The sequence below is a fragment of the Streptomyces sp. NPDC094034 genome, assembly GCF_040303865.1.
In the GTDB taxonomy this organism is placed as follows: domain Bacteria; phylum Actinomycetota; class Actinomycetes; order Streptomycetales; family Streptomycetaceae; genus Streptomyces.
This window is the reverse complement of the sequence record NZ_JBEOUD010000039.1, coordinates 1-22,711: the sequence shown is the minus strand read 5'-3', so window position 1 is coordinate 22,711 and position 22,711 is coordinate 1. Positions and strand designations below refer to the sequence as shown.

17 protein-coding genes and 2 pseudogenes are annotated in these 22,711 nt (G+C 72.2%); 10 read left to right on the top strand and 9 right to left on the bottom strand.

What is annotated here, in order from left to right; all coding sequences use genetic code 11:
* On the top strand, positions 1–1,669 hold a 1,669-nt coding region (locus ABTZ59_RS28185; protein WP_351419204.1), incomplete at its 5' end, for a translation initiation factor 2.
* Here the strand turns inward: ABTZ59_RS28185 and ABTZ59_RS28180 are convergent.
* Positions 1,666–3,690, bottom strand: coding sequence for a tetratricopeptide repeat protein (locus ABTZ59_RS28180; RefSeq protein WP_351419202.1), 2,025 nt, complete (start codon positions 3,688–3,690; stop codon positions 1,666–1,668). The genes ABTZ59_RS28185 and ABTZ59_RS28180 overlap by 4 nt on opposite strands.
* 180 nt (positions 3,691–3,870) lie before the next feature.
* Between ABTZ59_RS28180 and ABTZ59_RS28175 the strand changes: the two genes are divergently transcribed.
* Positions 3,871–5,136 (top strand): APC family permease, encoded by a 1,266-nt coding sequence (locus ABTZ59_RS28175; RefSeq protein WP_351419199.1) that lies wholly within the window; start codon positions 3,871–3,873, stop codon positions 5,134–5,136.
* Positions 5,137–5,354: 218 nt separating this feature from the next.
* The gene (locus ABTZ59_RS28170; protein ID WP_351419196.1) at positions 5,355–6,029 is read left to right on the top strand and encodes a CBS domain-containing protein; all 675 of its coding nucleotides are present in this window, start codon (positions 5,355–5,357) and stop codon (positions 6,027–6,029) included.
* 22 nt (positions 6,030–6,051) lie between these two features.
* On the opposite strand, the pseudogene ABTZ59_RS28165 reads toward ABTZ59_RS28170, so the two are convergent.
* Positions 6,052–6,765, bottom strand: a pseudogene (locus ABTZ59_RS28165) (FAD:protein FMN transferase); the annotation flags it as partial.
* Between the two features lie 282 nt (positions 6,766–7,047).
* Here ABTZ59_RS28165 and ABTZ59_RS28160 point away from each other — a divergent pair.
* The 3 genes from ABTZ59_RS28160 to ABTZ59_RS28150 all read left to right on the top strand — a co-directional run bounded on the left by ABTZ59_RS28160 (position 7,048) and on the right by ABTZ59_RS28150 (position 10,193).
* Positions 7,048–7,782, top strand: coding sequence for a response regulator transcription factor (locus ABTZ59_RS28160; protein ID WP_351419194.1), 735 nt, complete (start codon positions 7,048–7,050; stop codon positions 7,780–7,782).
* Positions 7,782–9,296, top strand: a complete 1,515-nt coding sequence (locus ABTZ59_RS28155) for a sensor histidine kinase (RefSeq protein WP_351419192.1) — start codon at positions 7,782–7,784, stop codon at positions 9,294–9,296. Before ABTZ59_RS28160 ends, ABTZ59_RS28155 begins: the two co-directional genes overlap by 1 nt.
* 189 nt (positions 9,297–9,485) lie before the next feature.
* A complete protein-coding gene (locus tag ABTZ59_RS28150; RefSeq protein WP_351419189.1) occupies positions 9,486–10,193 on the top strand; it encodes a response regulator in 708 nt (235 codons plus the stop codon).
* An 82-nt stretch (positions 10,194–10,275) separates the two neighbouring features.
* Here ABTZ59_RS28150 and ABTZ59_RS28145 read toward each other — a convergent pair whose 3' ends face one another.
* The 4 genes from ABTZ59_RS28145 to ABTZ59_RS28130 all read right to left on the bottom strand — a co-directional run bounded on the left by ABTZ59_RS28145 (position 10,276) and on the right by ABTZ59_RS28130 (position 15,034).
* Positions 10,276–12,009, bottom strand: coding sequence for a sensor histidine kinase (locus ABTZ59_RS28145; RefSeq protein WP_351419183.1), 1,734 nt, complete (start codon positions 12,007–12,009; stop codon positions 10,276–10,278).
* A 168-nt stretch (positions 12,010–12,177) separates the two neighbouring features.
* Entirely contained in the window at positions 12,178–12,891 is a 714-nt protein-coding gene (locus ABTZ59_RS28140) for a helix-turn-helix domain-containing protein (protein ID WP_351419178.1), read from the bottom strand.
* 107 nt (positions 12,892–12,998) lie between these two features.
* A complete protein-coding gene (locus tag ABTZ59_RS28135) occupies positions 12,999–13,646 on the bottom strand; it encodes an Rv1733c family protein (RefSeq protein WP_351419177.1) in 648 nt (215 codons plus the stop codon).
* Positions 13,647–13,669: 23 nt separating this feature from the next.
* Entirely contained in the window at positions 13,670–15,034 is a 1,365-nt protein-coding gene (locus ABTZ59_RS28130; RefSeq protein WP_351419174.1) for a phosphoribosyltransferase family protein, read from the bottom strand.
* A gap of 273 nt (positions 15,035–15,307) precedes the next feature.
* Between ABTZ59_RS28130 and ligD the strand changes: the two genes are divergently transcribed.
* Positions 15,308–16,315 (top strand): non-homologous end-joining DNA ligase, encoded by a 1,008-nt coding sequence (ligD, locus tag ABTZ59_RS28125; protein WP_351419170.1) that lies wholly within the window; start codon positions 15,308–15,310, stop codon positions 16,313–16,315.
* Positions 16,316–16,411: 96 nt separating this feature from the next.
* Here the strand turns inward: ligD and ABTZ59_RS28120 are convergent, their stop codons facing one another.
* The 3 genes from ABTZ59_RS28120 to ABTZ59_RS28110 all read right to left on the bottom strand — a co-directional run bounded on the left by ABTZ59_RS28120 (position 16,412) and on the right by ABTZ59_RS28110 (position 20,005).
* A complete protein-coding gene (locus ABTZ59_RS28120) occupies positions 16,412–17,866 on the bottom strand; it encodes an MFS transporter (RefSeq protein WP_351419167.1) in 1,455 nt (484 codons plus the stop codon).
* A gap of 75 nt (positions 17,867–17,941) precedes the next feature.
* Positions 17,942–18,979, bottom strand: a complete 1,038-nt coding sequence (locus tag ABTZ59_RS28115; protein ID WP_351419160.1) for an MASE1 domain-containing protein — start codon at positions 18,977–18,979, stop codon at positions 17,942–17,944.
* 39 nt (positions 18,980–19,018) lie between these two features.
* On the bottom strand, positions 19,019–20,005 hold the full coding sequence (locus tag ABTZ59_RS28110) for an ATP-binding protein (RefSeq protein WP_351419155.1): 987 nt from the start codon (positions 20,003–20,005) through the stop codon (positions 19,019–19,021).
* 210 nt (positions 20,006–20,215) lie between these two features.
* Between ABTZ59_RS28110 and ABTZ59_RS28105 the strand changes: the two genes are divergently transcribed.
* The 3 genes and pseudogenes from ABTZ59_RS28105 to ABTZ59_RS28095 form a co-directional block, all read left to right on the top strand.
* A complete protein-coding gene (locus tag ABTZ59_RS28105; protein WP_351419150.1) occupies positions 20,216–21,064 on the top strand; it encodes a helix-turn-helix domain-containing protein in 849 nt (282 codons plus the stop codon).
* Positions 21,065–21,176: 112 nt separating this feature from the next.
* Complete coding sequence (locus tag ABTZ59_RS28100) at positions 21,177–21,968, top strand: SAM-dependent methyltransferase (RefSeq protein ID WP_351419145.1); 792 nt, start codon at positions 21,177–21,179, stop codon at positions 21,966–21,968.
* Positions 21,969–22,042: 74 nt separating this feature from the next.
* Positions 22,043–22,711 (top strand): annotated as a pseudogene (locus ABTZ59_RS28095) (hypothetical protein); the annotation flags it as partial.

The window sequence follows — 22,711 nt, the reverse complement described above, 5'->3', positions numbered from 1 at the left end:
CGACGTACTCTTCGCCGCCCGGTCGGCGAACGCCCTGCACCGGCTCCTCGACGTGCTCCCCGTCTTCGCCGGTGACGACCGGATCCGCCGGCTCTTCACCCTCGTCCCCGGCTCCGCCTTCGACGTCGACGCGCTGGCCGCCATCGAACGGGTCCACGCCCGCACCATCCCGTGGGACGAGGCGTGCCGACGCCCGTTCGATCTGATCCTCGCCGCCAGCCCGAAGGGCGATCTCGGTCTGCTGCACGGTGACCGCGTACTGCTTCCGCACGGAGCGGGGTTCAACAAGACCATCCGCGGCGAGGGCTCCGGAGACTCCGCCTCCGGTCTCGATCCGGCCTATGTGCTGCCGGGCGGTCGCCCGGTGTCCACCCTCTACGCGCTGGCCCACCCGAGCCAGGTCGCGCGTCTGGCCGCCGTCAGCCCGTCCGCCGCGACGCGGAGCGTGGTGGTCGGTGACCCCACCCTGGAACGCCTGCTCGCGTCCGTCTCCCACCGTGACCGCTTTCGCGCGGCCCTCGGCACGGGCGACCGCAAGCTGGTCGTCCTCACCTCCACCTGGGGCCCCGAATCGCTCCTCGCCCGGCGCCCGGGACTACCCGCCGAGCTGACGGTCGGATTGCCCCAGGACCGCTACCAGGCCGCACTGATCGTGCATCCCAACGAACGCAGCCGGACAGGCGCCCTCGATCTCGCGGAACGCCTTGCCCCCGCCCTCGACGCCGGCCTGATTCTCGCCGGCCCGTACGAGGAGTGGGCCGCGGTGCTCGTCGCCGCCGACGCGGTCATCACCGATCACGGCTCCACGGCGCTGTACGCCGCCGCTCTGGACCGTACGGTGATCGCCGCGTACGACGGGGGCGACGAGCTGATCCCCGGCAGTCCGATGGCCGAACTCCTCGGCCACAGCCCGCGTCTGGCACCGGCCGACCACCTCGAAGCCGCGCTCGACACCACACTCGACGCCGCGCTCGACGCGCACCGTCCCGGCGCCGGCCGCGCGTTCGCGGATGCCGCCTTCGCCGAGCGGGGCCGCGCGCTGGAGCGGCTGCGTGAGGAGGTGTACGGGCTGCTCGGACTCGACCCCCCGGCCGCTCCGGCAACCGCCCGGCCCCTTCCGCCGCCCGCACCGCCCGCCCGCGTACCGGCGGCCTTCGCGGTGCGCGTCCACATCAGCGGCACCGAGGTGCGGGTCGAGCGGTATCCCGCTCACACGGACGCGCCCGCGCATCACCTCGCCGCTGAGCACGGCACCGCCGGTGAGCGGCACGCGCAGAGCGCGGGGCTGCTCTACCGAAGGGCCGAGCCGCCCGGGGCCTCCCCGCACCGCGCCGTCCGGACGGTGGCCGGGTGGACCGCCGGGATTCTGGACAGCTATCCGGGGTGCCGCACCGCCGCGGCCATCCTGTCCGCGTGGTCGCTCTGTGTGGTGCGCACCCGCTCCGGGGCACTGCTCACGGTCCGTATCTCCCCCTGCCGGGAGGCCGATCGGATCGTGCACGCCGATCCGGCCGCGGTGCTGAGCGCCGTCCACGCGTGGCTGGCCGTATGTCCCGGACCGCCGGCCGCCGATGCCGGCGAGGTCGAGATCGACTGCCGGATCGGGGGACGGCTCTTCCCGGTCCGGCTCTCCCGCGCCACTTCGGACGAGGCCGAACTCACTCTCTAGACAAGGCCGTTCCGTCGCCGGATGGCACCCGCTTGCGCACGGTGTCCCCGTGCTTCGGCCTCGCGCCCCGCCTCCTCGGCCAGCTGCGCGAGCGCGTCCAGGATCCCCGCCTCGTCGTGGTCGGCGCCACGCTCCCGCGCACTGTCGAGCGCCGCCACGTACAGCTCGTGTGCCGCGCTTCCCCGGCCCAGACGGTGCAGTACACCCCCCAGCGCGAACCCGGTCCGCGCCGTGAGGCGTTCACGCTTGAGCCGCTTCGCGAGCGCGTGCGCCTCGGTCAACAGCGCGGCGGCCCGCTCCAGTTGACCGAGGGCGGCGACGGCCTCGCCCAGCCGGTAGGTCTGGAGCATGACGCCGTACTCATTGCCGATCGTCCGGTGGACCTCGCGCGCTGCCTCGAAATCGGCCGCCGCCGCGGCCCAGTCGCCACGCGCCGACCTGAGCATGCCGTGGAACTCGACGACCGACGCGCCCAGTTTGCGGTACCGGTCGGACTCCCCCAGGGACCGTGACGCGGTGAGCGCCTGGGCCAGCTCTCGCTCGGCCTCCGCGAACTCCCCCCGCTTCCAGAGCGGGCGCGCCAGTTGGCAGCGCAGCCGTACGGTCAACGGAATGTGTCCGGCTCGCTGAGCCGCCGCCAGGGCGGTACGGAACGCCTCGATGCCGTCGGCGTAGTGCGGGTGGTCGAGGTAGTGGGTCCACAGGGGTTCGCCGAAGGCCGCGGCCTCGGTGTCGTACCCGCGCGCGTGGGCGAGGTCCACGCAGTCGTACAGCGCGTGACGCTCGGTCTCCAGCCAGCGAAACGCCCGTTCCTTCCCGGCCGCCGCGGCGGCCGCACCGTCGGGTGCCGGGTCCGCCGCCGCGCCCTCGCCGTCCTCGAACCGGATATCAGGGGCGCCGGGGATGGGCCCGACCGGGTCCGCGAAGGTCATGCGCGTGCCCGCCACGTACCGGTCGGCGCGCTGTGCCTGCCGCAGGAACCAGCGCACGATACGCGGCCGCCACTCGGCCCGCTCTTCCTCGGTGCTGTCCTCGGCCCGGCGCCTCGCGTGTGCGCGCAACAGCTCGGGCAGGCGTTTGCGGTCGTCGCCGGTGTCCGACACATCCCTGGTGTCGAGTAAGCCGGCCGTCTCCAGCTCGTCGAGCGCCCGGTCGGCGGCGTCCCGACCCCGGCCCAGGATCGCCGTGGCCGCCTCGGGGGTGAAGGACGTCCCGGGGATGCTCGGCAGCATCCGGTAGAGCAGCGCCGCCTCGGGGCCAAGCCCGCGATAGGCCGCGTCCCACAACACCTCCACCATGGGGATCCCCTTCCCGTGCAGCTCGGCGGTGAGCTCGTCGATCAGCCGTGACAGCGGACCGCGCCGGTGTCCGCGGATCCACCGGCCCGCGACATGCAGCGCGGCGGGCAGACCGCAGCAGAGGCGGAGCAGCCTGTCGGTGGCCTCCGGTTCGGCGTCCAGCCGCGCGTCACCGGCGACGCTCCGCAGCAGTTCCATGGCATCGGGCGGATCCAGCGGGGGCAGGGCGAGATCGATGGCCGCGCCGTTCTCAAGTTCGTACAGCGGCCCGTGACTCGTGACGATCACCACGCTGTCGCCGGACGCGGGCAGCAGTGGTACGACCTCGGCCGCGTAGCGCGCGTTGTCGACGACGATGACGAGACTCCTGCCTTCCGTCTTCGTCCAGTACTGCTTGCACCGGGCCTTGAACGACGGCTTCAGCCACTCCGGTTCCACCCCGAGTGAACCGAGCAGATCCCCGAGGGCGTCGCCGATCTCCACCACGCCGCCACGCCTGAGGTCGTCGAGATCGACATGGAGGACCCCGTCCGGGTGGCGTGGCCGCAGCGTACGGGCCAGTTGGAACGCCAGCTCCGTCTTCCCCGTGCCACCCAGCGCGCTCAGCGCGAACAGCAGCGGGCGGGACTCCCCGTCCCGTTCCGCGACGGCCGTGGCGGCCAGGGCCTGTTCGCGCCGCCGGCCGACGAAGTGCGGCACCGGCGGGGGGATCTGATACGTCATGGTCCATGTCTACCAGCCGCCCCGGCCGCGCCATGGCGGAATCGGACCAGTTCAGCGGGGCTGCCGCAGCGGGCGGCGACGCGGATGCCGCCGGTCGTCCCCGATTCCACTGCCGATATCGTGCGTGCGCCGACAGCCGGTGGGGGTGTGTCGTCCGATCAGGGTCGAGGAGCGAGAGTGATGGGTACGTCGACGGGATCCGCCTCGGCGGGCGAGCTGAAGCGGCATCTCGGTGTGTTCGACGCCGTGGTGATCGGGCTCGGAGCGATGATCGGCGCGGGGATCTTCGCCGCGCTCGCGCCGGCCGCGTCGGCGGCCGGGTCCGGGCTGCTGCTGAGTCTGGCGATGGCCGCGGTGGTGGCGTACTGCAACGCCACCTCCTCGGCGCGACTGGCCGCCCGCTACCCGAAGTCCGGCGGCACCTATGTCTACGGCCGCGAGCGCCTCGGTGACTTCTGGGGCTATCTGGCGGGCTGGGGCTTCGTGGTCGGCAAGACCGCCTCCTGCGCGGCGATGGCCCTGACGGTCGGCGCGTACGCGTGGCCCGGCCAGGCACATGCGGTGGCGGTGGCCGCGGTGGTGGCGCTGACCGCCGTGAACTATGTCGGCGTACAGAAGTCCGCTTGGCTGACGCGCGGCATTGTCGCGGTCGTGCTGGCGGTCCTGGCCGCCGTGGTCACGGCCTGTCTGACCGGCGGCACGGCCGAGTCGGCGCGGCTGGACCTGGGCGCGGACGCCACCTTCGGCGGGGTGTTGCAGGCGGCGGGGCTGCTGTTCTTCGCGTTCGCGGGCTATGCGCGCATCGCCACCCTCGGCGAGGAGGTGCGCGACCCGGCCCGGACCATTCCGCGCGCGATCCCGCTCGCCCTGGGCATCACGCTGGCGGTCTACGCGGCCGTCGCCCTCGCGGTCCTTTCGGTGCTCGGTCCCGACGGCCTCGCCGGGGCCGGCGCGCCGCTGGGCGAGGCGGTGCGGGCGGCCGGGGTCCCGGGCCTGGTGCCGGTGGTACGGGTCGGGGCCGCGGTGGCGGCGCTCGGCTCGCTGCTCGCGCTGATCCTCGGTGTTTCCCGTACCACGCTGGCCATGGCCCGCGACGGCCATCTGCCGCACGCGCTGGCCGCCGTCCACCCGCGCTTCGAGGTGCCGCACCGCGCCGAACTCGCGGTCGGCGCGGTCGTCGCCGTGCTGGCCGCCACCGTCGATGTGCGCGGCGCGATCGGTTTCTCGTCCTTCGGTGTGCTGGCCTACTACGCCGTCGCCAACGCCTCCGCCTGGACTCTCACTCCGGCCGAGGGGCGTCCCGCCAGGTTCGTGCCCGTCGTGGGCATGGTCGGCTGTCTGGGACTGGCCTTCGCCCTGCCGGCGGACTCGGTCCTCTGGGGAGCGGTGGTGCTCGCGCTGGGCGCCGCCACGTACGGCCTTCGCAAGGCGGCCACCCGACACTGACCGGAGTCTCGGGTTCCGGGGGCTCCGGGCTCGGGTCCAGGGGCACGGGGTCCGGTCGCCGCGGCTCGGGTCCGGGGGCGCCCGGGGCCGCTCGGACAGGAGTCAGGGCCGGTCAGCCCTTGGGGCGGCGCGCCCGGTGGGCTCACGCTTGACCTGGGAGACGGCCGTGGTCTGCCCTCGACACGGCCGTGCCCGGATTCCGGAGCGCAGGAGGGACCATGCACCACACGCCGCACAGGGTGAGCGAGGTGATGACGCGCCCCGTGGTCGCCGTGAGCCCGCGGGCCGGGTTCAAGGAGATCGTGGCGACCATGGCGCGGTGGAAAGTGAGCGCCGTGCCCGTGCTGGCGGGCGACGGCCGCGTGGTCGGAGTGGTCTCGGAAGCCGATCTGCTGCCCAAGGAGGAGTTCCGGGACGCGGACCCGAGCCGTCTGGAGCAGCTGCGCCGTCTCGACGATCTGCGGAAGGCCGGCGCGCTCACGGCCGAGGAGCTGATGAGCGTGCCCGCGATCACCGTCCGGGAGGACGCCCCGCTGGCCCGGGCGGCGCGGACGATGATCCGGGGGAGGCTGAAGCGGCTGCCCGTCGTCGACGGCGAGGGCATGCTCCGGGGGATCGTCAGCCGTCGCGACCTGCTGAAGGTGTTCCTGAGGTCCGACGAGGACCTGGCCCAGGAGGTCCGCACGGAGGTGGTCGAGCGCCTGTTCCTGGTGGCCGGGGAGGACGTACGGGTCAGCGTGGCGGACGGCGTCGTCACGCTGACGGGCCGCGTCGGCGATACCGCGCTGGTGCCGGTGGCGGCCCGGATGGTGCGGGCTGTCGAGGGGGTCGTGGACGTCGAGTGCGATCTGGTGGGACCGGGTGCCACTGCCCGGATAACCCGGCGCGCGTAGGGTCCTGTCCGGTCGATGGCGTCTCGCCGGGGAATCCGCTGGTGCGCCATGTCCCGCCGTCCCGTGTCACCGCGAACGCCTCGTAGCCGTCGAGGGATTCCAGCCAGTCCCGCGCGGTGTCCCCCATGGCGAAGGCCGCGACCGCGTACGCGTCGGTCATGGTGAGCCGGGCGCCGACCACCGTGACGCACGCCGGGCCTGCCGCGGGTGTGCCGTGGTGGGGGTTGAGGATATGGGCTCCGCGTTCCGTCTCGCCCGAGGTGGCGATGGCCAGGCCGCGTCCGGTGACGACGGTGCAGAGCTCACCGGGGAGCAGGGGGTGCGGGATCCCGATGCGCCAGGGGGAGCCGGGCGCCGCCTCGCCGCCGAGTTGCCGGTCGCCGCCGCCGGTGATCGAGGTGTTGTGCGCGCCCGCCTCACGCAGGATGCGCGAGGCGCGTTCGATGGACCACCCCTTGACCAGCCCGGACGGATCGAGGACGCCGCCCGCGAGATGGCTGAACCAGCCGCCGGTGTGCCGTACGGCCCGCTTGCAGAGATTGAGGACTTCCCGTACCTCGGGGCAGCACTCGTCGAGTCCGATCTCACCGCGCGAGAGACGGCAGACGACGCTGTCGGGCCGGTATGTGGAGTACACCTCGTCGACGTGGTGCAGCCAGCGCACCGCCTCGCGCAGGGCGACCTCGATGGCGGGCGTGCGCGGGTCGCGGATGTCGAACGAGAAGACGGTGCCCATCGCGTGCTCGACATGGCGCCATCCGCCATGTCCCGGCCGTGTGCCCGAACCGGAAACCGGACCGGAACCCGGACCAGGACGTGGCCGCGGACGTGGACCCGGACCTGTCGCGTGGTTCACGCTGGTCATTGGGTCCCTCCCTCTCTTTCCGTCGGTGGCGGCCCAGCCTGGCAACTCAACCTCTGAGGACCTTCTGAGGGGCGCGTTCCGGGGTTATTCAGAGGAAACTCAGAGCGAGCCCTGAGCCATCCGTGCCGCGGCACGGGGGATGCTGTACGGACGATGAACAACCACAGCCACCCGCCCCGTCTGTACGGTAGCGACGGCGGCCCCGTGCGGGTCCTCGTCGTCGATGACGAACCGGATCTCACCGAGGTCCTCACCGGCGTGCTGTCGGGCGAGGGCTGGGACGTGCGCACCGCCGCCGACGGCGCGTCGGCCGTCGCCGTCGCCCGCGCGTTCCGTCCGCACGCCGTCATCCTGGACTGGATGCTGCCCGACATGGACGGTCTGGGGGTGCTGCACCGGCTGCGCGGGGAGCTGGAGCATGTGTGTGTGCTGTTCCTGACCGCGCGCGACTCCGTCGAGCACCGGATCGCCGGGATCACCGCGGGCGGCGACGACTACGTGACCAAGCCCTTCAGCCTGGAGGAAGTGCTGGCCCGGCTGCGCGGGCTGCTGCGGCGGGCCGGGATGGCGCGCGAGACCGACGGTGAGCGGCTGCTGGTCGTGGGGGATCTGGTGATGGACGAGGAGGCCCGGGAGGTCACCCGGGGCGGGGATCTCGTCGAGCTGTCCCGCACGGAGTTCGAACTGCTCAGGTTCCTGATGCGCAACCCGCGCAGAGTGCTGTCGAAGGCACAGATCCTCGACCGGGTCTGGTCCTACGACTTCGGCGGCCGCGCGCATGTCGTCGAGCTGTACATCAGCTATCTGCGCAAGAAGATTGATTCCGGGCACCCCGCGATGATCCACACCGTGCGCGGCGTGGGCTACGTACTCAAGCCGGAGCCCTGATGACGGTTCCCCCACGACGGCCGCTGTCCGGCGTCTCCCTGCCGCCGCGTACCCTGCGTGGTCAGCTGACCACCGGGCTCGTCGTGCTGCTGGCGCTCGCCTGTGTGATGGTGGGCGTCACCACGGCCTTCGCGCTCGAAGGCTTCCTCGTCCGCCGCCTCGACCAGCAGCTCTCCGCGTCCGGCGGGAAGTTCGCGGCGAGTCTGGAACACGAGGCGACCCCGGACCGCGACAACCGTCCCGACACCAGAGGCCAGTCGAAGGGCACATTCGGAGCCCGCCTGCGGGGCACGACCGCTCGGGCGGCCGTCGTCAGGAAGGAGGGCGGCGTCTCGGAGGTACGGCTCACCGCGGGCGACCGGCGGGCGCTCACCGAGCTGCCCCTCGACGGAGAGGGTCATACGCTCCGGCTGTCCGCGCTGGGGCGCTACCGCGTCGCCGCCTTCAAGGGCGACGACGACGATGTGCTGATCACCGGACTGCCACTGCGCCCCGTCGAGGAGACCCTGCACCGACTGGAGTGGGTGGAGGGAGCGGTCTTCGGCGCGGCCCTGATCGTCACAGGAACCCTGGCGGCGCTGTGGGTACGGCTGTCGCTGCGCCCGCTGCGCCGGGTGACCAGCACCGCGGCGAACGTGGCCGAGCGCCCGCTCGCCAGCGGCGAGGTCGCCATGCCCGACCCCGTACCGGTCGCGGATCCGCACACCGAGGTGGGTCAGGTCGGAACGGCGCTCAACCGCATGCTCGGCCATGTCGGCAACGCCCTGGAGCGGCGGCAGGCCAGTGAGGAACGTCTGCGCCACTTCGCCGCGGACGCCAGTCATGAACTACGCACGCCCGTGGCCAACATCCGCGGCCACGCGGAACTCGCGCTCCGGCACGAGGGTCCCGTACCGGCCGAGGTCAAGCGGGCGCTGGACCGTATCCAGTCCGAGTCGGTGCGGATGAGCCGCATGGTGGACGACCTGCTGCTACTGGCCCGTATCGACGCGGGCCGGGCCCTTGAGCGCGAGCCCGTGGACCTCACCCGGCTGGTGCTCGACGCCACGGACGACGCGCGGGCCACCGGACCCGGCCATCGGTGGCTGCTCGATCTGCCGGAGGAGGCCGTGACCATCACGGGCGACGAGCACCGCCTTCACCAGGCCGTCGGCAACCTCCTCGCCAACGCCCGCTCGCACACCCCCTCCGGGACGCGGGTCACCGTCCGGCTGGCGCACGACGAGGACGGCATCCGGCTGAGCGTGGCGGACAACGGCCCCGGCATCCCCGAAGAGCTCCAGCCCGAGATCTTCGGCCGATTCGTGCGCGGGGACGCCAGCCGCTCGCGCGCGGCGGGCAGCACGGGGCTGGGGCTCGCCATCGTGTACGCGGTGGTCTCCGCGCACGGCGGCACGGTCGGTGTGGAGAGCGCCCCCGGGCGCACCGTGTTCACGGTGACTCTGCCCGTGTCACCGCCCGCGACATACGGCGCGGAGAATCTGGAGAACCATGAGCGTGACGCCGGTGCCTGACCGCCGAACGCGAGGCGCGTAAGCCCGCAAGGAGGCCCGGGGAGGGGAGCCCGGGAGCCCCATGGGACCTGGACGGCCCATGCGTGGGCCCCGTTCGGCCCTGGTACGCCCGCCGGAGCCCGCGCCACGATGACGAGGTGGCGCCACGATGGAGGGGGGCGCGGGCCCACGACGGCGCGGAGGACTGGCATGGACGAGGCACGGGGCCTTTCGGCGCGGAAGCCGATCCGGGTGTTCCTGCTCGACGATCACGAGGTCGTCCGGCGGGGGGTGCGGGATCTGCTCGACGCGGAGCCGGACATCGAGGTGGTCGGTGACGCGGGCTCGACGGACCACGCCCTGGCCAGAGGCCCGGCGCTGCGGCCCGACGTCGCCGTTCTCGACGTACGGCTGCCGGACGGTGACGGGATCACCGTCTGCCGGGAGCTACGGTCGCGCATGCCAGGGCTGGCGTGTCTGATGCTCACGTCGTTCGATGACGACGACGCTCTGCTCGACGCGATCATGGCCGGGGCGGCGGGCTATGTGCTGAAGGAGATCAAGGGGTCGGACCTGGTGGACGCCGTGCGTACGGTCGCCTCGGGCCGGTCGATGCTCGACCCCGCCACGACGGCACGGCTGATGAGCAGTCTGCGCGGCGAGGACGCGGCTCAGGAGCGGCGGGAACCCGACGCGCTGGCCGGGCTGTCCCCTCGCGAGCGCGAGATCCTCGGGCTGATCGGCGAGGGGCTGACCAACCGGCAGATCGGCGAGCGGCTCTATCTCTCCGAGAAGACGGTCAAGAACCACATCTCGCGGCTGCTGTCCAAGCTCGGCGTCGAACGGCGGATCCAGGCCGCCGTCCTCGCCACCCAGGCTGCCCCGCACTCCGCCGGCCCCAGCCATGAAGGCCACTGACCACGAAAGCCACTGACACGAGGGCCACTGAGCCCGCGCCTGTCCACTGAGCGCGTGCCCGGTCAGCGCGCCTCCGGATTCCTCAGCAGGGGTCGACGGGCACGGTCCATACGAGGCGCGTGCCGCCACCGCCAGTGCCCTGGTGACCACCCGCTTCGACCGTCATCCGGCCGCCCAGGGTCTCGGCCCTCCCGGCCAGGTTGTCCAGTCCGCTTCTGGGACTGTCCGGTGCGATGCCGATCCCGTTGTCCGAGACGGCCAGCGTCAGCCGGTGATCGCGGACGACGAGGGACACCTCCGCGCCGGTGGCGCGCGCGTGACGCGCGACATTGCTCAGCGCCTCGCCCAGGACGGCGACGACGTGGTCGGCGACCGCCGATGGCACATCCGTGTCGATGAGCCCCTCCATACGCAGCGACGGGGTGAAGCCGAGCGCGCGTACGGCCTGTTCGACCGCCGCCGTGGCGCGGACCCGCAGCCCCTGCCGGGTACGCCCCGTGTCATGGGCGCGCAGACCGAAGATCGTCGAGCGGATGATCTTGATGGTCTCGTCGAGATCGTCCACGGCGCGCAGCAGCCGTTCGCGCGCCGCCGGATGGTCCACGAACCGCAAGGTGCTCTGGAGGGTCATGCCGGTGGCGAAGAGCCGCTGGATGGCCAGATCGTGCAGATCGCGGGCGATCCGGTCGCGGTCCTCCAGCAGGGTGAGCTGCTCGGCGGAGCGCCGTCGCCCGGCGAGTTCCATCGCGAGCGCCGCCTGTCCGGCGAAGGCCAGCAGGGGCGCCGTCTCGGCCACGGTGAACGGGACCCTGCCACGGAGCCGGGCCAGCAGCAGCACTCCGCGCACATCGTCCCGGGCGACCATCGGCACCGCGACCGCGGGCCCCAGACCGCCCCACCGCGCGGGACCGGCGGCGCTCCTCGGATCCTTCTCGACGTCCACGCTGATCAGCGGCTGTCCCGCGTGCAGAGCGGCTCCCACGAACGAGCCTTTCCGGGGCAGCACCAGTCCGTTGTGCGCCTCGGCGTCCACTCCGGTGGCGAACGCGATCCGCAGCACGTCCCCGCTCTCGTCGGGCAGCGCCAGCGCGCCCAGGTCGACGGAGAGGATTCGGCGCGCGTGATCGACGACCAGGGGAAGCACCTGGGTCTCGTCCGCTCCGGACAGCAGACCCGCGACGATCTCCGCGTTGGCCTCCAGCCAGTGCTGCCGATCCCGGGCCTTCTCGTACAGTCGCGCGTTCTCGATGGCCACCCCGGCGGCCACGGCGAGGGTGGACAGGACGGTCTCGTCCTCGTCGTCGAAGTCCCTGCCGCCCCTCTTCTCGGTGAGGTAGAGGTTGCCGAACACGGTGTCACGCACGCGGATCGGCACACCGAGGAACGAGTGCATGGGCGGATGGCTGGGCGGGAACCCGTACGACTCCGGGTGGTCCGAGATCTCGGAGAGCCGCAGGGACTCGGGGTGACGGATCAGCTCGCCCAGGATTCCATGGCCCTCGGGCAGCCTGCCGATGGCGTCCATCTCGTCCGGTGTGAGGCCGACGGGCAGGAAACGGGAGAGTGTCATCCCCTCGCCGATGACGCCGAGCGCGCCGTACTCGGCGTCCACGAGCACCACCGCGGCCTCCACGATGTGCCGCAGCACCTGTGACAGGTCCAGCTCACGCCCGACCGAGAGTACGGCTTCGAGCAGGCTCTGCATCGACTGCGGCGTCCCGTGCTGGACAGCGTCGAGCTGCGCCTGCAACTCCTCCGGGAGGACGTCCAGCCGTCTCGGGGCACCATCGGCCCACCTGTTCCCGTCGTCGCCCACGGTCCCTCCGTCGCGGCCGGGCCTCGAACCGCTGACCGGCCGCACTTCCACCGTAAGGGCTGACCGGAGGGAAGGCTCGGACGAGGGGGCCCGGGCCGTGGGGCCCGGGCCGTGGGACCTGGGCGGAGGGACGGCGGAAGGACCGGGCGGAAGGCCTGGCCGGAAGGCTCAGACCCGGTGGCCGTGGTGCACCTGGATCCGGCGCCCGGTGACCTGCGTGGGGCTGATGGCGATCCACAGACCCCGGTCGCCCCCGGCCCAGGCGGTGGTGTGTGCCAGCTCCTCCAGCCGTCGCACCCGCTCGGGCTCGGTGACCGACTGTGCCGCACCGACCACGAGAACGCTCCAGCCCTGGCTGAACGCCTCGTCGATATGGTCCACCTCGAAGGCGACCTCGTGGCCGGCGGCCGCCGCCGGGGCGGCGTCGGGAGCGGTCCTGTACGCCACCAGCTCACCGTCGACCGTGTAGTTCACGGGAAAGATCGCGGGCTCGCCCTCCCGCGTCACCGCCACTCTCCCCACCCCGTGGGTGGACAGCAGCGTCCGGGACTCCTCGGTGCTCAGCGTGATCATCTCGGGGTGGTATCCGGCCTTGCCGATCCCGGGCGGGAGATCCGTCGTGGCGCCGGTCAGCTCCGGGACGGTGGTCTCCAGCGCGTCGGCGAGGCGCAGCAGGAAGCCGATTCCCGGTGCCGCGGGGTGCTCCTCCAGATACTGGATGTAGCCGGGTGCCGAGCCCGCCCGTACGGCCACGTCCTCGCGCGTCAGCCCCAGTTCCTGCCGCCGTGCCAGGACCCGTCGGCCCAGGTCGGCACGGTGCGGCACAGGGTGCCCCGGCTGGAAGCCGTCGTCCGTCGTCCTGTCCGTCGTCCTGTCCGTCATGGTGGCTCTCCCGGGGGTCGGTGGTGTTCCTCGTACGCCCGGCCTGTGGCACCGGGGGCTGTGCGCGTCGATGGCCGTACGCGTCGGGGGCCGTACACGTCGGGGCCTTAACGGTCGCTCCGGTGCGACCACTTGGGCTCGACCTCGGCCCATTCCTTGTCCCACCGGGCGTCGAGCCGACGGTCGAGCGACCGGTGGAACCCCAGCGCCGCGCCGCTCACGAGTACGGCGGCGGTACTGGCGGCCACGATCCCGGCGGTCACTCCGGAGGTGAGGCCCACGGACGAGTTCTCCGGGGGCAGGGTGATCCGGTCCGTCCGGTCCACCCAGACGCGGATGGCCGCACCCTTCTTCTGGCCCTCGACGACGATCGTCCTGCCGGTGTGTGTTCCGCTCCCGTCGGTCCAGGAGACCGGCGCGCTGCCCACCGCGCCTCCGGGGACCGCGCCCGGTACGAGACGGCTCGCGTTCGCGGTCAGATGGGCCGTGACCTGGTGCTTCCCCAGGTTCTGGGAGTGGACGACCCCTTGGTAGTGGTCATAGGTGAGGGTGCCCGCGCCCCATCCCGCGAGCGGCAGGCCGATGATCAGTAGGACGACGAGGAGCACATTGACGAGGACCCGCAGCCGGTCGGCCGGCCGACGCAGCGGATTGTCCTTCTTGTTGGCTTTCCTCTTGGCTTTCCTGGCGGTTCGCGGTTGTCCCGGCCGGTGCTTCCGGTGGTGTCCGGGGTCCCGTGGATCAGGCATCCGCATGGTCCGGCCTCCTGAACTCGCGCTCAATGCCCCGCGCGCTGCGCACTCGGGGACAGATGTTCGGTGAGCCATCCACGGGCCAGATCCGCGACCGCTTCCAGCGCGCCCGGCTCCTCGAAGAGATGCGTCGCCCCCGGCACCACGTCGAGGCGGTGCTCGCAGCGCATACGCTCGGCGGCCCGGCGGTTCAGATCGAGCACCTGCGTATCGGCGCCGCCCACGATGAGCAGGGTGGGTGCCCGTACGTCGGCGAGTGCTTCGGCGGCCAGATCGGGACGGCCACCGCGGCAGACCACGGCCTTGATGTCCGCGTGCGGCTCCGCCGCGGACAGGAGCGCCGCCGCCGCGCCCGTACTGGCGCCGAAGTAGCAGACCGGCAGGGCGTGTTCGGCTGCCAGCCAGCCGGTGACCAGGGTGAGCCGACGGGCCAGCAGCGGAATGTCGAAGACATTGGCCCTGTCGCGTTCCTCCTCGGGGGTGAGCAGGTCGAACAGCAGGGTGCCGAGGCCCGCCCGGTTCAGCCCTGCGGCCACCGACCGGTTGCGGGGGCTGTGCCGGCTGCTGCCGCTGCCGTGAGCGAAGACCACCACGCCCGGTGCGCCGTCCGGCAGGGTGAGATTTCCGGGCAGCCCGCGGCCGTCGACGGTCATCTCGACTTCCTGTTCGAGGGCGGGTCCGACGGGCGGGATGTCCTCCGTGCGGCCCCCTCCGGCCCCCGTACCCGCCATGGCGCTCTTCGTGGCGCCCCCGGAGGAGGCCAGGCGATCGTTGAGCAGTTCGATGACCTCGGCGTCGCTGGTCTGCGAGAAGTCCGTGTACCACTGGCCGACCGACCCGAAGTAGTCCGGCGAGTACAGGCACACCACCTCGTCGGCCTCCCCGCTCAGCTCCGCCACCGCTCCGGGCGGGGCCACGGGTATGGCAAGCACCACCTGGGCCGCACCGCGTGCCCGTGCCACCTGGCAGGCGGCGGAGGCGGTGGAGCCGGTGGCGATGCCGTCGTCGACGATCACCACCGTCCGCCCGGTGAGCGCGGTGGGCGGTCGCTCCGCGCGATAGGCACGAAGGCGCCCCTCCAGCGCGGTCCGCTCGGTCAGTTCCACCGCGGCGCGCTCGCGGGGCCCGAGCCGGGCGGCCCGGACCACATCGTCGTTCAGGATGCGTACCCCGCCCTCGCCGATGGCGCCGAACCCGAGCTCGGGCCTGGACGGCACTCCCAGCTTGCGGACGGCGATGACGTCCAGTGGCGCGTCGAGCACCCGGGCCACCTGGTACGCCACGGGGATCCCGCCACGCGGCAGCCCCAGCACCACAGGGTCGTCGAGCCGCAGCCGCGCCACTTCTCCGGCCAGCTGTATCCCGGCGGTCGTTCGGTCGGCGAAGCGCATACCCGCCTCCTCTCCCGGAGCCCCGCTTCCACCGCACCACGCGGATCATCCGCCCCGATAGGGGCCAAGAGACCCATGGCGGTGCCGTCCGGCCCTGTCCCCGGGGGTGAGCGCTCGGCACCGGCGGTGATCGCGGTTGCCGATGGGGAAGCGCTCCCCGATGCTCGGACTCGGGGGTACCCGGACGACGGGGTACCCGGACGACGGGGTACCCGGACGACGTACCCGCCGCCAGGTCGCCGGGGAAGACGCGTCAGGAGGAGGCGAGCGGTGATGGCCGGTCTCCTGGAGACGCTGCCGGCCGCCGAACGCCGGCGGCTGACCGAGGCGCGGCCGGGCGTCGAGCTGGCGTCCCGGCCGATGCTGGCGACCCTGAGCGACCGCCGCGCGTTCGACGACGAGTGGATCTTCGAGCGCAAGCTCGACGGGGTCCGGGTGCTCGCGGTGCGGGACGCGGGCGGGGTACGCCTGCTGTCGCGCAACGGGATACGGCTGAACAGCACCTATCCGGAGATCGTGGACGCCCTCGCCGCGCAGGACCGCGCCGACTTCACCGTGGACGGCGAGATCGTCGCCTTCGCCGACGGCCGTACCGACTTCGCCCTGCTCCAGAAGCGGATGGGGCTCTCCGACGCCCGTCGGGCCCGTGCCACCGGGGTCGCCGTCACCTACTGTCTCTTCGACCTCCTGAGGCTCGACGGCGCCGATGTCACCGGACTCCCCCTGCGCTCACGCAAATCCCTGCTCCGCAGAGCCCTGGTCCACCGTCCGCCGCTGCGCTTCATCACGCACCGCAACCACGGCGGTCAGGAGTTGCTGGACGAGGCGTGCGCCCGGGGCTGGGAAGGGCTGATCGCCAAACGGGCCGCCGGCCGCTACCAGCCGCGCCGGTCCCCCGACTGGCTGAAGCTCAAGTGTCTGCGCGCCCAGGAGTTCGTCGTCGGGGGCTTCACGGAACCATCCGGTTCGCGTATCGGCTTCGGAGCGCTGCTCCTCGGGTACTACGAAGGCGGTCGGCTGCGCTACGCGGGCAAGGCGGGTACGGGGTACGACCGCCGCACCCTGCTGGAACTGCGGCGCCGGCTCGGCGAACTGGCCGTGGACCACTCGCCGTTCGCCGGCCCGGTCCGTGAGCGCGCCCCGCACTGGGCGCGCCCCTCGCTCGTCGCCGAGATCGAGTTCACCGAGTGGACACGGGACGGGATGCTGCGCCACCCCCGCTTCCGCGGACTGCGCGACGACAAGGATCCGGCCGAGGTGGTGCGGGAGCGAGCGGCGTGACCGGCGGGGCCGCCGACGCCGCCGCCTCGCCCGCCCGGCTCCACCCGGCCCCGCCCCGGCTCACCCGCCCGGCCCCGCCTCGCCTCGCCCGAGCGGTCATCTCACCGTCGACAGGGGCTCGGCGATGTCCTCCAGCGCCCGGCCCTCGGCCCGTACCGCGAGGAACGCCGCCACCAGCCCCGCGGCGCACATGAGTCCCGCACCGATCCGGAAGGCGAGCGCCGTGTCCCCGACCACCCCGGACGCCGTGAGGTCCGCGAAGACCAGCGGGCCGCTGATGCCGCCCGCCGCCGTACCGAGCGCGTAGAAGAACGCGATCGCCATGGCGCGGGTCTCCATCGGGAAGATCTCGGAGACGGTGAGATAGGCGCTGCTGGCGCCCGCCGACGCGAAGAAGAGCACGACGCACCAGCACGCGGTGAGTGTCGTCGCCGTCAGTGAGCCGCGGTCGAAGAGCCACGCGGTGACGAAGAGGAGGACGCCCGACAGCAGATAGGTGCCGGAGATCATGATCCGGCGGCCGACCGTGTCGAAGAGCTTGCCGAGCAGCAGCGGACCGACGAAGTTACCGGCCGCGATGACCGCGAAGTAGTAGCCCGTGTGTCCCGTCCCGACGCCGAAGAACGTGGTCAGGATCGTGCCGAAGCCGAAGGTGATCGCGTTGTAGAGGAACGCCTGCCCGATGAAGAGCGACAGGCTCAGCACCGCCCGCCTGGGGTACCGCCGGAAGACCGTCCTGGCGATCAGGCCGAAGCCGACGCTCTCGCGCTCACGCATCGTGATCTCGCCGGCCGGCGGGGGGAGTTTCCGGTGTTTCTCCGCCTCGATGCTCCGTTCGACGGAATCGACCAGCTTCTCCGCCTCGTCGCCGTACCCATGGATGAGCTGCCAGCGGGGGCTCTCCGGTACCTGCCGTCGTACGAGGAGGATGACCAGGCCGAGGAGGAAGCCGAGCCCGAAGGCGAGGCGCCACCCCAGGTCCTCCGGGAGGAGCTCGGTGTTCAGCATCACGATGGACAGCAACGAACCACCCACGGCCCCCAGCCAGTAGCTGCCGTTGATGATCAGGTCGACACGTCCCCGGTAGGCGGACGGGATCAGCTCGTCGATGGCCGAGTTGATGGCCGCGTACTCGCCGCCGATGCCGAATCCGGTGAGGAAGCGGAAGAGGAAGAACCACCAGGCGTCGAAGGACAGCGCGGTCATCGCGGTCGCGCCGAGATAGACCGCGAGGGTGACCATGAACAGCTTCTTGCGGCCGTAGCGGTCGGTGAGCCGCCCGAAGAACAGCGCACCCGTGCACGCGCCCGCCACGTACAGGGCGGCGGCGACGCCCGTGACCTGTGCCGATGTGATCGCCAGCCCGCTGCCCGGCTCGGACAGACGCCCGGCGATATTGCCGACGATCGTCACTTCGAGGCCGTCGAGAATCCAGACCGTGCCGAGACCGACGACGATCATCCAGTGCCAGCGCGACCAGGGCAGCCGGTCGAGCCGTGCCGGTACGGCCGTGGTGATGGTCCCCGGCTCCGGTGCGGCAGGCGGCGTCATCGCTTCCCTCCCGCGGTAGCGTCCGTGCGCCGCGTCACGTACATCGCACCGCACCGCTGTCCCCCGGACAGTCGGTCATCCGCTCTCCTCCTCCCCCTCCGGTTCTCCCTCCAGCGGCCTCAGCCTCACCATCTCCGCCGGCGCGAGCCGCTCCACCACCTCCGCCAGCGCCACGCACGCCTGCTCGATCCGCATCCGGGTGTTCTTCTGCTCGGTGACGACCGCCGCCACCAGCAGCGAGGTCAGTGCCACCGTCCCGTTGAGCACCTGAAGGCTGATCAGCCGTTCCGTGAGGCTGTGGTGGGCGAAGGCGCCCCGGCTTCTGTTCGCCTCCAGGATCACCATGACGGAGACGAACAGCGCGTAGGGCGCGCTCCCGGCGAGCTGGAAGCGCAGCGCCGCCCAGATGAGTACGGGGAAGAACAGGAAGATCAGGGTGAGGGAGTTCATGATGGCCAGCGGGGTGATGACGACGGCGGCGAGCACCACGGCCGTCCCCTCGACCCAGCGGTCGGGCCGCGGGGGCAGCCGGATACGGGGGATGAGCAGCAGGAGGGGCGTGACCAGCAGGACCCCCATGGCATCGCCTCCCCACCACGCCAGCCAGGTCGGCCAGAAGCCCACCGGGAGTCTGCCGTTGAGCACCAGCATGCTCGTACCCAACGTCGCGCTGATCAGCATCCCTGCCAGGGCGCCCAGGAACACCAGCGCCATCCCGTCCCGGAGCCGGTCCAGCTCGATCCGGAAGCCCACCCGGCGCAGCAGCAGATAGGAGCAGAGCGGTGCGAGGGTGGCGCCCGCGAGGATTCCGGGGGTGACGACGGTCAACGGGTCGAGTGTCACGAGGTGGAAGAAGACGCCCAGCGAGATCCCCGGCCAGACCCCGACGCCCAACAGGAACAGACAGGCCAGGGCGATGCCGGTGGACGGCCACAGTGGCGAGACGTTCGCGCCCTCGACGCGGACCACGCCCTCCATCCTGCCGACGGACGCGCCCGCGTAGTAGACGACAGCGACACCGAGGATCCGGAGACATGCCACCGACAGACCCCGGATCTTCTCGCTGCGCGCCACAACAGCCATCAGACAACGCCCGTCGCCCGCTCCAGCCATGACACGCACCGTCGGCGCGCAGACGTCACCCCCGCCGGGTCAGCCCTGCTCGAACACCCGCTCGTCCTCATAGACGAGGCTGTCCGAATCGGCGCAGGTCGCCACCGTCACGGTGGATACGACGCGCAGGCCCATCTGTTCCGCGCACTCACCCAGTTCGGCTCCGCCGCGGTCCGCGAGCAGGAGAGTGAACGCCTGTCTCTCGTCCATGATGTACGGCTCCCGGTAGCCCAGCTCAGCGGCCGCCTCGGGGTCGCTCCGCGCGATCTGCCACGCGCGGTGCATCAGGAGTCCGGGGTCCTCGATCACGAGCCGACGGGTCTCGTTGACGGTGACGGCAAGCCGGGCGGTGGCGGAACCGGCGGCGCGGACCGGTCGGCAGGTGACGAGGGCGGGGTCGATGGCATGGGCGGGGCCGGGGAGGCTCGCACCGGCACCGGAACGGCGTGACAGAGCGGACATGGGTGGCTCCTGTCGAGGAGGATCAGGGTCGCCCGTGGTGAGGGTGGCCCACGACCGGGCGCGGTACGGGCAGGGGAGTGCGGTGGTCCGCCCGTGGTCGGCCGCCAGCGCGGAGATGACGTCGAGGCCCCTGCCGTGATCACCGGCCAGCTCATGCGGACGGCTGCTCTCGGCCGGCCCGCCGTCGTCCACGGCGATATGAACGCTGCCGTCAGGACGGCGTTCCAGATGAGCGCGGATGGGGCCACAGGCGTGCAGTACCGCGTTGGTGACGAGCTCCGACACGACCAGCAGAGTGTCATCGACGATGTCGTCGCGGGCGGCATGCGACCAGTCGGCCAGCGCGGTGCGGGCCCACTGCCGGGCGCGCCGGCACGAGTGGTCGCTGCGGTCGAGGCTCAGGGAGGTCCTGCGGGCACCGTGCCGGGCGCCCTGACCGTCCGGTGCGGACCCGCCGCGTGAGGACCGGTCGTCCCGTGAGGACCGGTCGTCCCGTGACGTCTGGCGCGCGACCCACGCGGTCCCCCGGGCGGGGACGGCGCCGAGAAGCCGGAAGCCGCTCACGCCGGCACACAGCCCGCACGGGGCTTCGATCGGTCCGTTCCCGGAGGATGCGGCTGGGGCAGATGGGGACATACTCATCACTGTCGGAGCACCGTGCCCGATATGCAACGTGCGGAGTGTGCACGATGAGCAAGGTGCGCACGGTGTCGCACACCGCGGGATCCTGGAGCACATCCCGCGGGACGCGGGAGCGGCGGAAAGGGGCAGATCATGAGACCGAGGTCCGGCCCCACGGTGCACCACGCGGTGCTGGCCGCCAGGCTTCTGTCGCTGCGCGTGGGCGCCGGTCTGTCGGTGACCCAGGCGGCGGCGTCACTGGGCGCGCACCGGACGACGGTCATGAGAATCGAACGGGCCGAGACGGCGCTCGACGCGGGCCAGGTCCGGACCCTGCTTGAGCGTTACGGGGCCGGTCAGGAGGAGATCAGGCAGTTCCTCAGCGAGCTGGCCACCGCCAATCTGCCGGGGTGGTGGCACCCCTGGCGGGACGTGATGGACCCGTGGGATCTCGACCTGATGAACGTGGAATCCGCGGCCCGCATGGTCCGTGTCTGGCATCCGGCGCTGGTGCCCCCTCTGCTGCGCACCGCCGCGTACGCCAGGGCGGTGGAGGACGCGCTCGGGGCGGACCGGTCACCGGCCGATCGCGCCAGACGCGTCGAACTGCTGACCGAGCGGCGGGCCCGGCTGGCGGAGCGGGGGGCGCGGATCTGGTCTCTGATGACGGAAGCGGCGCTGCGTACGCGCGTGGGCGACGGGGGCATCATGGAGGAGCAACTCGCCGCGCTGCGTGAGGCCGCCGACCGCCCGGACGTCATCCTTCAGGTAGCACGGCTGACCGATCCACCGCATCCGCTCAGCGGCGTGGCGGCGCTGACGCTGTACCGGGTGGATGTGCCCGAGATCCCCGACCATGTGGTCCGGGACAGCCCTGTCGGACCGGCCGACGTCTGGAGTGACACAGGGACCGTGACGGCGTACCGGACACTCATCGACCAGGCGTGCGCCGCCGCCCCGCATCCGTCGACGCCGCTGCCGTACCCCGTGCCCCTTGTCTGAGCCCGGCCCGAGTGTCCCGAACCCGCCGCCCCGCGGCCGATGACCCGGCCACCCGTACCCGACCACCCGTTTCTGACCACCCGTTTCTGACCAGTGACCGAAGGGATCCACCGTGCCGGATGAGACTCCGCGTCGTATCGACACCTCCGTTCCGCACTCCGCACGCATCTGGAACTACTGGCTGGGCGGCAAGGATCATTTCTCGGCCGACCAGGCGGCCGGGGACGCCTACCGAGACGCCTATCCCCTGATCGAGGCGTTCGCACGGGAGTCGCGCGGCTTTCTGCGGCGCTCCGTCACCTATCTCGCGGCGGACGCGGGGATGACGCAGTTCCTCGATCTCGGCGCCGGGCTGCCGACCGTGAACAACACGCACGAGGTCGCGCAGCGCATCGCCCCCACCGCTCGCGTCGTGTACGTGGATCACGATCCGCTGGTCCTGCTGCACGTACACGCGTTGCTCACCTCGACCGCCGAGGGCGCGACCGCCTATATCGAGGCGGACATGCGGGACACGGACGCGGTGCTGGAGGGTGCGGCGGAGACCCTCGACATGTCACGGCCGATCGCGCTGGTCATCTCGGACGTGCTCGGCCACATCGTCGACTTCGACGAGGCCCTCGCCCTGGTCAAGCGGCTCGTGGACCGGCTGCCGTCCGGCAGCTATCTGGCCCTGAGCCACGCGGCGGCCTCGGACGAGGCACACGCGGCGGCCCAGGACGCGTACAACGCGTCCGGGGCCATCCCGTACATCCTCCGCACACCCGAGCAGATCGTGAGGTTCTTCGACGGGCTGGAGGTGGTCGAGCCGGGGGTGGTGTCCTGGCCGAACTGGCACCCCGACGCCACCACCACGTCGGTCGCCGAGCGGGGCGGCTGGGGAGGCGTCGCCCGTATCCCCTGACCACTCCCCCTGACCACTGCCCCTGACCCCGTCCAGCGCATGCGCGCGTGGCGCGTCTCGCCGAAGCTGTACGAGTGGACAGTGACGGGCTGGTGGCGCGCCGGCTGATCGAGGCGGCGGCTCGCTCGGGCGCCTCGCTGATCGCGGAGACCGCCGCCGCGGTCTCGGGATGGGCCGTCCTGGTGGACCCGACCGCGGGTGCCGTCTACAGCTCGCCCGAGCGCGCGGCCGCGGCGGGGACCAGCGCCGCGGCAGGGGCCAGGAACACGGCGGCGCGGTCCGGGAACGCCGACGGGGACGGGGACGCCTACGGCGACGCCTACGGCGACGGCGATACGACGGTGCGTCAGGTGGTGGGCGCCGCGCTCGTGGTCCACGCGGGCCCGGACGTCTCCGCCCGCCGGATCGAACTGGTGACCAGGACCACGGCCGGGCTGCTGGAAGTGCGTGCCCGCCGCGCCGAAGAGCTCACGAGCGCGGAGATGCGGCTGCACGCCGTGCTGATACGCCTGCTGCTACGGGGCGAAACCCGTCTTGTGGCGGAGGTCGTCGGCGGTCTGACCTCGCACGCCACCGTCTACCGGCTTTCCGGCGGGGCGGATCCGCAGGCCGCGTACCAGGCGGTGTGGCGCGCGCTGCTGCGCACCAGTGCCCGGCCGGGTCCTGTCCGGTCGATCTTCGCGGGCCCGCCGAGGGTGACCGCACCTCGGCGGGGCGCGGCCCCGCGCAAGGACCCCCACGGC

Excerpts from the sequence above, each read along its gene's own strand:
- ABTZ59_RS28135 (WP_351419177.1), bottom strand. The coding sequence starts at position 13,646 with ATGCGGATGCCTGATCCACGGGACCCCGGACACCACCGGAAGCACCGG.
- ligD (WP_351419170.1), top strand. The coding sequence starts at position 15,308 with ATGGCCGGTCTCCTGGAGACGCTGCCGGCCGCCGAACGCCGGCGGCTG.
- ABTZ59_RS28115 (WP_351419160.1), bottom strand. The coding sequence starts at position 18,979 with ATGGCTGGAGCGGGCGACGGGCGTTGTCTGATGGCTGTTGTGGCGCGC.
- ABTZ59_RS28160 (WP_351419194.1), top strand. The coding sequence starts at position 7,048 with ATGAACAACCACAGCCACCCGCCCCGTCTGTACGGTAGCGACGGCGGC.
- ABTZ59_RS28175 (WP_351419199.1), top strand. The coding sequence starts at position 3,871 with ATGGGTACGTCGACGGGATCCGCCTCGGCGGGCGAGCTGAAGCGGCAT.
- ABTZ59_RS28105 (WP_351419150.1), top strand. The coding sequence starts at position 20,216 with ATGAGACCGAGGTCCGGCCCCACGGTGCACCACGCGGTGCTGGCCGCC.
- ABTZ59_RS28155 (WP_351419192.1), top strand. The coding sequence starts at position 7,782 with ATGACGGTTCCCCCACGACGGCCGCTGTCCGGCGTCTCCCTGCCGCCG.
- ABTZ59_RS28130 (WP_351419174.1), bottom strand. The coding sequence starts at position 15,034 with ATGCGCTTCGCCGACCGAACGACCGCCGGGATACAGCTGGCCGGAGAA.
- ABTZ59_RS28150 (WP_351419189.1), top strand. The coding sequence starts at position 9,486 with ATGGACGAGGCACGGGGCCTTTCGGCGCGGAAGCCGATCCGGGTGTTC.
- ABTZ59_RS28180 (WP_351419202.1), bottom strand. The coding sequence starts at position 3,690 with ATGACGTATCAGATCCCCCCGCCGGTGCCGCACTTCGTCGGCCGGCGG.
- ABTZ59_RS28140 (WP_351419178.1), bottom strand. The coding sequence starts at position 12,891 with ATGACGGACAGGACGACGGACAGGACGACGGACGACGGCTTCCAGCCG.
- ABTZ59_RS28120 (WP_351419167.1), bottom strand. The coding sequence starts at position 17,866 with ATGACGCCGCCTGCCGCACCGGAGCCGGGGACCATCACCACGGCCGTA.
- ABTZ59_RS28170 (WP_351419196.1), top strand. The coding sequence starts at position 5,355 with ATGCACCACACGCCGCACAGGGTGAGCGAGGTGATGACGCGCCCCGTG.